This is a genomic window from Chromobacterium sp. Ag138, from assembly GCF_055181315.1.
Genome location: NZ_JBUPWA010000001.1, coordinates 4,676,913 through 4,687,351, shown reverse-complemented (window position 1 = coordinate 4,687,351; position 10,439 = coordinate 4,676,913). Strand labels below are relative to the sequence as shown.

Annotated in this window: 10 protein-coding genes; 3 read left to right on the top strand and 7 right to left on the bottom strand. The window is 66.9% G+C overall.

Annotated elements, in window-relative coordinates:
- Positions 1–141 precede the first annotated feature (141 nt).
- Positions 142–1,269 carry a GNAT family N-acetyltransferase gene (locus tag ACY3GB_RS21795; protein WP_463090577.1) on the bottom strand — a complete coding sequence of 376 codons (1,128 nt, stop codon included), beginning with the start codon at positions 1,267–1,269 and terminating at the stop codon, positions 142–144.
- Positions 1,270–1,337: 68 nt separating this feature from the next.
- Between ACY3GB_RS21795 and ACY3GB_RS21790 the strand changes: the two genes are divergently transcribed.
- The 3 genes from ACY3GB_RS21790 (at position 1,338) to lolA (ending at position 4,948) form a co-directional block, all read left to right on the top strand.
- Complete coding sequence (locus ACY3GB_RS21790; protein ID WP_463090576.1) at positions 1,338–2,930, top strand: NAD+ synthase; 1,593 nt, start codon at positions 1,338–1,340, stop codon at positions 2,928–2,930.
- 143 nt (positions 2,931–3,073) lie between these two features.
- Entirely contained in the window at positions 3,074–4,225 is a 1,152-nt protein-coding gene (locus ACY3GB_RS21785; RefSeq protein WP_463090575.1) for a hypothetical protein, read from the top strand.
- Positions 4,226–4,327: 102 nt separating this feature from the next.
- The gene (lolA, locus tag ACY3GB_RS21780) at positions 4,328–4,948 is read left to right on the top strand and encodes an outer membrane lipoprotein periplasmic chaperone LolA (RefSeq protein WP_463090574.1); all 621 of its coding nucleotides are present in this window, start codon (positions 4,328–4,330) and stop codon (positions 4,946–4,948) included.
- Positions 4,949–5,002: 54 nt separating this feature from the next.
- Here lolA and ACY3GB_RS21775 read toward each other — a convergent pair whose 3' ends face one another.
- From ACY3GB_RS21775 to mltB, 6 genes are all read right to left on the bottom strand, one after another.
- The gene (locus ACY3GB_RS21775; protein WP_463090974.1) at positions 5,003–5,533 is read right to left on the bottom strand and encodes a class I SAM-dependent methyltransferase; all 531 of its coding nucleotides are present in this window, start codon (positions 5,531–5,533) and stop codon (positions 5,003–5,005) included.
- 348 nt (positions 5,534–5,881) lie between these two features.
- Positions 5,882–6,478 (bottom strand): recombination mediator RecR, encoded by a 597-nt coding sequence (recR, locus tag ACY3GB_RS21770; RefSeq protein WP_463090573.1) that lies wholly within the window; start codon positions 6,476–6,478, stop codon positions 5,882–5,884.
- Positions 6,479–6,536: 58 nt separating this feature from the next.
- Positions 6,537–6,980, bottom strand: coding sequence for a hypothetical protein (locus ACY3GB_RS21765; protein ID WP_463090572.1), 444 nt, complete (start codon positions 6,978–6,980; stop codon positions 6,537–6,539).
- Positions 6,981–7,020: 40 nt separating this feature from the next.
- Entirely contained in the window at positions 7,021–7,347 is a 327-nt protein-coding gene (locus ACY3GB_RS21760; RefSeq protein WP_463090571.1) for a YbaB/EbfC family nucleoid-associated protein, read from the bottom strand.
- Positions 7,348–7,352: 5 nt separating this feature from the next.
- Positions 7,353–9,296 carry a DNA polymerase III subunit gamma/tau gene (gene dnaX / locus ACY3GB_RS21755; RefSeq protein WP_463090570.1) on the bottom strand — a complete coding sequence of 648 codons (1,944 nt, stop codon included), beginning with the start codon at positions 9,294–9,296 and terminating at the stop codon, positions 7,353–7,355.
- A gap of 97 nt (positions 9,297–9,393) precedes the next feature.
- Complete coding sequence (gene mltB / locus ACY3GB_RS21750; protein ID WP_463090569.1) at positions 9,394–10,434, bottom strand: lytic murein transglycosylase B; 1,041 nt, start codon at positions 10,432–10,434, stop codon at positions 9,394–9,396.
- Positions 10,435–10,439: the final 5 nt, after the last annotated feature.

The following is a 10,439-nucleotide window of genomic DNA, read 5'->3' as shown; positions in this document are numbered from 1 at the left end:
GGGGGGGATTCGAACCCCCGTTAGGCTATTAACCTAAACACGCTTTCCAGGCGTGCGACTTAAACCACTCATCCACCTCTCCAGAACCCTGGATCGATACGCTGGGCGTTTCGTTCACAGAGGCTGCGCAGTATATAAGCCCTACTCATCCCGCGCAAGTGTTTTATAAGCCGAATGGGAAAATAACTGATCGACATAATCAGCCACGCCGTCGCGCTCGCGCCGCAGCCAATCGGCAATGGCCGAGCGGAAGCGCGGATCGGCGATATAGTGGGCGGAAACCGTCCGCTCCGGCTCGAAGCCCCGGGCTTGCTTGTGCTCGCCCTGGGCGCCGCCCTCGAACGTCCCCAGCCCCTGGCGGATGGCGTACTCCAGCCCCTGGTAATAACACAGCTCGAAATGCAGGCAGGGCACCTCCTCCAGCGCGCCCCAGTAGCGGCCGTACAGCGCGTCGCCGTCGCGGACGCACAGGCTGGCGGCGATGCCGCGCCCTTCCCGGCTGGCGATGAACATCACGCAATGCCCGGCCAGCCTCTCGCCTATCCGCCGGAAAAACTCCAGGTTCAGATAAGGCAGGGAACCATGCTCCAGATAGGTCTGCCGGTAGCAACGGAAGAACAGCTCCCAATCCGTCGCGGCGATGTCGCCGCCATCCAGCGCGCGCACCTCCACGCCGGCGTCCGCCACCTTGCGCCGCTCCTGGCGTATCTTCTTGCGCTTGTCGCGGCTCAGCGTGGCGAGAAAGTCGTCGAAATCGGCGTAGCCGCGGTTGCGCCAATGGAACTGCACGCCGTCGCGCAGCAGCCAGCCCGCTTCCCGCAGCCGGCCGGCCTCTTCCGCGGTCGGAAACAGCACGTGGGCCGACGACAAGCCATTGTCGTCCACCAGTTGCCGCAGGCCGGCGATCAGACTCGTCTGCTCGTCCGCGCCGCCCAGCAGCCGGCTGCCGGTGACCGGGGTGAACGGCGAGGCCACCACCAGCTTCGGGTAATAGTCCAACCCGGCGCGGGCGTAAGCCTCGGACCAGGACCAGTCGAACACGTACTCGCCGCGGCTGTGCCGCTTCAGATAGGCCGGCGCCAGCCCCACCGTTCGTCCGTCGCGCTCCAAGGCCAGCGGCAACGGCCGCCAGCCCGTCTCGCCGCCGACGCAGCCGGTTTCCTCCAGCGCCGCCAGCCATTCGCAGCCGACGAACACCTCCGCGCCCTCGCCGGCCGGCCACGCCGGTTGCGCGATGGCGGCCACGCCGTCATACAGTTGCAGCTGCAATGCTTTTCCTTTCTGAGAGCCTGTTCAGGTAAAATCGAACGATCAAGAATCATCGGTGCCCTCTCAAGATGCGTATCGCACTCGCCCAGTTCAACCCCGTGGTCGGCGACATCGCCGGCAATGCCAAAAAAATCGTCGACCTCGCCAACGCGGCCCTGGCCCAGGGCGCGGACATCCTGCTGACGCCCGAACTGGCGCTGACTGGATACAGCCCGGAAGACCTGCTGCTGCGCGACAGCTTCTACCGCGAGGTGGCCAAGGGCCTGGACGCCATCGAGCAACTGGACGGCATCACCGTGATCGTCGGCCATCCGGCGCGGATAGGCAATGAGCGCTTCAACGCCGCCACCGTGCTGCGCGACGGACATCGGCTGGGCCAGTATCACAAAATGCAGTTGCCCAATAATGAAGTCTTCGATGAATGCCGCTACTTCACCCCCGGTGCCGCGCCGCTGGTGTTCGAGCAAAACGGCGTCAAGGTGGGCGTGCTGATCTGCGAGGACATCTGGCATCTGGAGCCGGCCGCGGAAACCGCCGACGCCGGCGCCGAGCTGATCGTGGCGCTCAACGCCTCCCCCTTCCACCGCGACAAGATCGAAACCCGCCAGCAGATGGCGCGCTTCCGCGTCGAGGAAACCGGCTTGCCGATGGCCTATGTCCAGCTGGTGGGCGGCCAGGACGAACTGGTGTTCGACGGCGCGTCGTTCGCGCTGAACAAGGCAGGCGAAGTGGTCGCCCAGGCGAAGGCCTACGACGACGAACTGCTGCTGGTCGATTACGCCGACGGCGACTTCCAGCCCGGCAAGCGCGCCGCGCTGCCGGACGCGCTGGAAAGCGTCTACCGCGCGCTGGTGGTCGGCGTGCGCGACTACATCGGCAAGAACGGCTTCCCCGGCGCGCTCTTGGGCCTGTCCGGCGGCATCGACTCCGCGCTGACGCTGGCGGTGGCGGTGGACGCGCTGGGCGCGGACAAGGTGCACGCGGTGATGATGCCCTCGCGCTACACCGCCGACATTTCGGTGACCGACAGCCGCGACATGATCGCCCGCCTAGGCGTGAAGTACGACGAAATCGAGATCTGGCCGATGTACGAGAGCTTCATGGCCGCGCTCGCGCCGTCGTTCGCCGGCCTGGAAATGGACACCACCGAGGAAAACCTGCAGGCCCGCATCCGCGGCACGCTGCTGATGGCGCTGTCCAACAAGAGCGGCAAGCTAGTGCTGACCACGGGCAACAAGTCCGAGATGACCACCGGCTACTGCACGCTGTACGGCGACATGGCCGGCGGCTTCGCGGTGCTGAAAGACGTGGCCAAGACCCTGGTGTTCGAGCTCTGCCGCTGGCGCAACACCGTGTCCGACGTGATCCCGGAACGCATCATCACTCGCCCGCCGTCGGCCGAGCTGCGTCCGGACCAGAAGGATCAGGACAGCCTGCCGCCGTACGAGATTCTGGACGCCATCATGGCGCGCTACGTCGAGGATAACCAGTCCGCCGCCGACATCATCGCCGCCGGCTATGCCGAGGCGGACGTGAACCGCGTGGTGCGGCTGTTGAAGATCAACGAGTACAAGCGCCGCCAGGCGCCGGTGGGCCCGCGCGTCACCCCGCGCGGCTTCGGCAAGGACTGGCGCTACCCGATCACCAACAAATTCAGCTGACGCTCGCCCGGTCGGCCGCCTGCCAGCCGTCGACCGCGCGCGCAGGTCAAAAGCATAGTCATTTCAGCTGCGATATAATCCCGGGATACCCAGACGATCCGCCAAGATCGCGCACCATGGACATTAACAGGACCTTGACCACAATGACCCGCATGAAACTGGCGGCCGCCGCCGCTCTTTCCTCCCTCGCCCTGCTCACCGGCTGCGCCACGCCGCTGGCCGGCAAGACCCCCGACGAAGCCACCCGCAAGGTGATGCTGCAAAACTGGCAGAACGCCAGCTACAACTTCGACGCCCAGATCGGTTTCGACAAGCTGGCCTTCGCGGACGCCGACTCCGACGGCGGCGCCAAGTCGGCCAAACCCGACATCGCCGACATTATCGATCAGGTGGGCCGCTCCATCCGCGTCAACGTCACCGGCGCGGTCGACGCGCCGACCGGCCGCGTGGAAGCCATTCCCGAGCTGCGCTTCGAGCGCCGCAACCTGATGTCCAGCATCAAGGTCCCGCTGCAATTCCACGCCCAGGACATGTCGCTGCTGGTGGATCCGTCCGCCGTCGACCTGTTCCTGCCCTCGCTGCGCAAACAGTCCGGCAAATTCATCCGCGCCAAGCTGCCGGCCGAGATGGCCAGCCAGATTCCGCTGAAGGCCATGTACCAGGCGATGCCGAAGATCATCGACGACGCCTACGCCCAGGCGGACAAGCAGGCGTTCAGCTTCCAGCCGCTGGACGCCTATGCCGGCGAAATCGGCGCGCATTACAAGCTGCGGATGGATCTGAGCCGGGAACAGGAGCAAAAGCTGACCCTGCAGATGCTGGAAGGGCTGGCGAAAGTGGCGCACGAGCAGATCAAGCCCTCTGCAGACAAACCCGGCGAAGACAAGTCCGGCGCCGAGGCGATGATTCGCCTGGTGCAGGGCCTGGTCAAACTCGATCCGATCAGCGGCGACAAGAGCCGCACCGTCAGCGACATCTACGCCAGCCGCGGCGGCGACCTGCTGGCCCTGCGCCAGAAAGTCCACATCGAAGCGCCCGAGTTCAGCGGCGACGCCTACGTCAACGTGCGCTACAGCCATTACGGCAAGCCGCAATTCGTCTACCAGCTGAGCGAAAACGACATCGTCGACTTCGACAAGCTGGACCTGCCGGATTGGCTGAAGGACAGCGACAAGCTGCTGCCCGGCGAGCACGCCGAAGCCCCCGCGCCCGCCGCGGCGGCCGAGCCTCAGGCTCAGGTGGCCCAGCCCCAGGCCAAGCCCAAGAAGAAGCGCAAGACCCGCCGCGCGCAATAATCGCCAACACAATCGCCCGGCCCGGCGCTGAACCGGGCCGGCGCCACGCCGGTCTTATCCATTTTCACTCCGGCCCGCACCGCCCGCGAGGACATTGACGCCATGAAACCGTTTTTCCCGATGCTGGCCGCCGCCGCCATCGCCGCCAGCCTGGCCGCGCCGGCCCAGGCTTCCGCCATCGCCCAGCTCAAAGCCTTCGTCTCCGGCAGCAAGACGCTGTCCGCCGACTTCAGCCAGACCGTCAGCAACAAGGGCAAGCGCGAGGAAGCCAGCGGCCGGCTGGAAATCGCCCGCCCCGGCAAATTCCGCTGGGAATACAGCAAGCCCTACTCGCAACTGATCATCGGCGACGGCAAGACGCTGTGGATCTACGACCAGGACCTGGCCCAGGCCACCCGCAAGGCCCAGGGCGCCGCGCTCGGCTCCAGCCCGGCCGCGCTGTTGGCCGGCAGCAACGAGATCGAGCGCAGCTACAAGCTGAACGAGGCAGGCAAGCAAGGCGATCTGGAATGGCTGGCCGCCAGCCCGAAAAAACAGGACAACACCTTCAGCGCCATCCGCATGGGCTTCAAGAACAATATGCTGGTGGAAATGCAGCTGACCGACAGCTTCGGCAACGACACCCGCATCGTGTTCAGCAAGCCGCAGCAGAACGCCGCGTTGCCGGCCTCCCGCTTCGCCTTCGCTCCGCCCAAGGGCGTGGACGTGGTCAGCGGCGACTGATCTTGCTTTCCGCTTGAAAAAGCCCGCCGAGAACGGCGGGCTTTTTTTCGCGCGTCACGCCGGCTTGAGCGCCCGGGTGGCGATGAAGGTGGGCAGATAGCGGTCGATCAGGAAGCGCGGCCGCGGCTGCCAGTCCTCGTGGAAACCGGCGATTAGGAAGCCCACCGCCGTCTGCCCGCCGATCAGCTCGGCCAGGCTGTGGCCGAACACCAGCGCCTCCCCCCTGCCCCGCTTCGCCTGCAGCTCGGCCGCAGACAAATGCGCGGGATCGGCGTACGGGATGGCGAATCGCGGCCGGATCAGCCCCTGCTCCCGCAACGCCGGATCGCGGTCGGCGACGAACACCGCCGGATTGTAGAAGCTGGCCAGCAAGCGCCCGCCCGGCCTCAGCACGCGATGGCACTCGCGCCACACCGGCGCCACGTCCGGCACATAGAGATTGGAGATCGGGTGGAACACGCAGTCAAAGCTCGCGTCGGCGAAGCGCGACAGATCGCGCATATCGCCCTGTTCCAGCCGCAGCGCCAGGCTCTCGCGCTCGGCCACCTCGCGGTCGCGCGCCAGTTGTTCAGCGGACGCGACCACTCGCAATCGGCGCGCGCCTGGCGGTCCCAGGCGGCCTGGTTGTAATGGAAAACCTCGTGTTGTTGAACGGCATCGGGCATCTTGCCCTCCATTGAGGGAAGGGAAAGCAATACCGACGCGCGCGCTGCGCGGAAACCGCCCATCCCAGGCTCAAACGGGACAGGAAGGGTTCGGAACGGATTGTCGACAACAGGCAATGCGCACGCTCGCACGCGCCGGACGACGGAACGAATCGGGGATGCGGAGGCATCCGGGCATCACTTGTTCATTTCGACAGGGCTCCTGAGGATGAAATCGGGGTAGGAAGGGCCGGTTCTAGCGAAACGGCCATGACAAGACAATACCCGCTTACACGCCGCGGCGTTCGTACACCGCCTGCGCCAGCGTGCCCAGGTCGACATACTCCAGCTCGCCGCCCGCCGGCATGCCGCGCGCGATGCGCGTGACCGACAGGCCGCGCTCCTTGAACAGCTCGCTGAGCATGTGGGAAGTCACCTCGCCTTCCGCGGTGAAGTTGGTGGCGATCACGATCTCGCTCACCCGACCATCCAGCGCCCGCGTCAGCAGCTTGTCCAGGTGCAGATCCTTGGGGCCGATGTTGTCCAGCGGCGATATCCGCCCCATCAGCACGAAATACAGGCCTTCGAAGCACTTGGCCTGCTCCAGCATCATCAGGTCTGCCGGCATCTCGACGATGCACAGCTGATCCTGGCGGCGCTCCTCGTCGGCACAAATGGCGCACAGCTCGGCCTCGCTGAAGGTATTGCAGCGCTGGCAATGGGTGAGCTGGGTCAGCGCCCGGTCCAGTGCGCGCGCCAGCTTGTCGGCGCCCTGCTTGTCCCGCTGCAGCAGATGGAACGCCATCCGCTGCGCGGTTTTCGGCCCCACGCCCGGCAAGACTTTCAACGCGGAGATCAATTGCTCCAGCGCGGGAGGATTCTTCATCGACACGGCATCAACCTGGGAAAAGCGGCCAGACGGCCGCGATCGGAAATCATCAAAATCAGCGGTAGCGCCGGCGCAGTCGGTAATGGTGCCAGGCGAATACCAACCGGAACAAGGGCCGGCACACCGGCAGCATCCAGGCGCAACGCGGCTGGAACGCCACCCGGTCCACCACCTCGCAGCCGCCCGCTACCGCCCTCACGCGGCGGCGATGCCACCAGACGCGCTGCCCCAGCATGCTCGAGCGCTCGTCGAAGGCGCCGGGCTCGAGGCGCAGCAAGGTCAGGTCGTCGCACTCCACCGGCAGGCAACCCAGCAACAGCATCCAGCAGTGGCCTATGCGCGTCGGCTGCTCCAGCCGCGCGGGCAGATCGCCCGGCGGCAGCCGCATCCGCAGCCATGGAAAGAACTCGTCGTCAATGCCGCGCCGGCTGACCGCGTCGGCCCATACCGCCTCCGGCGGGCGCGGCAGACGGCTGCGCAAGGTGAAGTGTCCGAACACGGCGGCTCCGACAAAAAAGGCCCGTCGCCGGGCCCTGGGATCAGAACGGGAGCTTCATCCCGGCCGGAAGGTTCAGGCCGTTGGTGAAGCCGGACATCCGCTCCTGGGTGGTGGACTCGACCTTGCGCACCGCGTCGTTGAACGCGGCGGCGATCAGGTCTTCCAGCATCTCCTTGTCGTCCAGCACGCTGTCGTCGATGGCGACGCGCTTGACGTCGTGGGAGCAGGTCATGGTGACCTTGACCATGCCGGCGCCGGACTGGCCTTCCACTTCCACTTTGGCCAGCTCTTCCTGGGCCTTCTTCATGTTTTCCTGCATTTGCTGGGCCTGTTTCATCAGGCCGGCGATACCAGCTTTACCGAACATCGCGGTCACTCCTGTACGGGTTGAATGGTCTCGATGAGCAGCGTGGCGCCGAATTCGCGCACCATCTGCTGCACCACCGGATCGTTTTGCATGCACTCGCGGGCGACGGCCAGCTGCTCCTGGCGCAGCCGGGCGTCGGTCATCGCCGGGGTTTCCATCCCCAGCTCCTCCACCGTCACCGCGAGATCCACCGCGTGGCCGAAGCGTTCGGCCAGCGCGGCTTTGAGTTTTTCCTGATAATCGCGTCCGCTCATGTGGCGGAAGCTCTCCGGCACCGCCAGCTCCAGGCGGTCCTGGCTCCAGTTCTTCAAGACGGCGTTGTGCGCCAGCATCCGCGCGGCGCCGAGCTTGACGCCCAGATCCGCCACCAGCCGCTGCCAGTCGCCGTCGAAACTGTAGCTGGACGGCTCATCCTCCAGCGGCGGTTGCTGCATGTAGGCCGGCATCGCGTCGTCGTCGGACCACGGCGCGTCGATACTCTCCTCCTCGTCGCGCTCGTCCTCCGCCTCCTGAACGGCAGCCGCAGGCGCGGCGTGAACCGGTGCCGGCTGCAAACGCGGCTCAAGCTGGATTTCCGGCTTGGGCTGCGCCGGCGGAGTCGGATCCGCCGCGACCGGCTGCGACCGGGGCGCGGGCTCTGGCTCCGGCTCGGCGGCCGGGGGGGATTCCGCTGCGGCGCGGGGCTTGCCTTGCGGCTGCCCGCCAATGCCGGCGGCCTGCAGCGCGCGCGCGGCCGGCGACATGCCCCGCTCCGCCGGCACCGAAGCGCTGGCGACCGACGCGGCGGACACTGACGCCGGCGCGGGGCGCGGCGACGAAACCGCCGCGGCCGGGCGCGCCGGCGCCGCGCTCTCCGCCGGCGCGACGACCGGATGGAAGGCCAGCATCCGCAGCAGCGCCATATTGAAGCCGGCATGCTCGTCCGGCGCCAGCGCCAGGTCCTTGCGGCCGTGGATGGCGATCTGGTAGTACAGCTGAACGTCCTGCGGCGCGATGGCGTCGGCCAGCGCGAACAAGGCTTCGCGCTCGGGCTCGTCGTCGGGCAGCGCCGCCGGCACCGTCTGCGCCAGCGCCAGTTGCTGCAACAGCACCGCCAGCTCGGACAGCGCGGAATCGAAGCTGACGCCGCGCTCGGCCAGGCGGTCGGCCTCGGCCATCAGCGCCGGGCCGTCGGCCGCGGCCAGCGCCTGCAGCAGGGTGAACAGATAGCGGCGGTCCACCGCGCCCAGCATCGCGCGCACGCCGTCTTCCCTGACCTCGCCCAGGCCGTAGGCGATGGCCTGGTCCAGCAGCGACTGCGCGTCGCGCATCGAGCCGGACGCGGCGCGGCCCAGCAGCGCCAGCGCCGGCGCCTCGTACTGGATGCCCTCGACGTCCAGCATGTGGGCCAGGTGGGTCGACACCTGCTGCGGCGTCATGTTGCGCAAGGAAAACTGCAGGCAACGCGACAACACCGTCACCGGCACCTTCTGCGGGTCGGTGGTGGCCAGGATGAACTTGACGTGGCCCGGCGGCTCTTCCAGCGTCTTCAGCATCGCGTTGAACGCGCTCTTGGACAGCATGTGCACTTCGTCGATGATGTAGACCTTGAAGCGGCCCATCGTCGGCGCGTACTGCGCGTTTTCCAGCACTTCGCGGATGTTGTCGATGCCGGTGTTGGACGCGGCGTCGATCTCCAGGAGGTCGACGAAGCGGCCGGTGTCGATCTGGCGGCAGGCCTGGCACTCGCCGCAGGGCTCTGCCGTGGTGCCGGTTTCGCAGTTCAGGCTCTTGGCCAGAATCCGGGCGATGGTGGTCTTGCCTACTCCCCGGGTGCCGGTCAGCAGGTAGGCGTGGTGGAGCCGCTGCTCTTTCAGGGCGTTGGAGAGGGCGCGCACCACGTGCTCCTGGCCGACCAGGTCGGCGAAGCGTTTGGGGCGCCACTTGCGGGCAAGGACTTGATAGCTCATGGGGGCGGATTTTAATGGGAATTGCCGCGCAAGGCGACAGGTTTCACCGGCGCGGCCTTCCAGGCGGCGCCGGCGTCTTGTTGCGGGAGCCCGCGGCTTACTGCGCGGCGGAGGCCGGGTCCGGCCGCTGCGCCAGCGACGCGTAGTAGCGCTGGCGCAGCTGGCCGGCGATCTCCTGCACCGCCTTGGCGTACAGCGTGCTGCGGTTGTAGCGGGTGATCGCGTAGAAATTGTTCAGGCCCAGCCAGTACTCGGTGACGCCGGGCGCGGTCTCCAGCGAGAACAGCACCGCCGGCACGTTGTCGGCCAGCGGGGTTTGCGGGGCCACGCCCATCTTGCGCAGATCGCCCACCGTGTAGCGCAGGTTGAATTTGTCGGCCAGCAGCTTGTCGACCTGGGCCTCCGGCGCCACGCTGGCCGGCGCCACGATGTCGTCGCCGTGCCTCCAGCCGTGCAGCTGGAAGTAATGGGCGACGCTGCCGATGGCGTCGTGCGGGTTGCTCCAGATGTCGCGGTGGCCGCTGCCGTCGAAGTCCACCGCCCACTTGCGGTAGCTGGACGGCATGAACTGCGGCAGGCCCATGGCGCCGGCGTAGGAGCCCTTCAGCGTCAGCGGATCCTTGCCCTCCTCCTTGGCCAGCAGCAGGAACTGGGTCAGCTCGCCGCGGAAGTACTCGGCGCGGCGCGGGTAATCGAAGCCTATGGTGGACAGCGAGTCCACCAGCCGGAAGCTGCCGGTGTTGCGGCCGTAATGGGTTTCCACGCCCAGGATGGCGACGATCACCTCCGGCGCCACGCCGTACTCGCGCTCGGCGCGCGCCAGGGCGTCGGCGTTTTCCTGCCAGAACGCGGTGCCGTCGACGATCAGCCTGTCGTTGACGGTCGTCGCGCGGAACTGGTACCACGGCCGCGAGGTGGACGGCTTGTCGAGGATGCGGATGATGTTGGGCTTCAGTTCCACATTGGCGAACACCGCCTCCAGCTCGGGGCGGTTGAACTGGCCTGCGGCCACCTGCTCGTCGATGTAGCGCTGCACGTCGGGGCGCGCCAGAAAGGCGGCGTCGGCCTGGGCTGGCGGAGCGGTAAAGGCCGCGCCGGCCAGGGCGGCGGCGATGGCCAGTTTCAACATCGATTTCATGATTC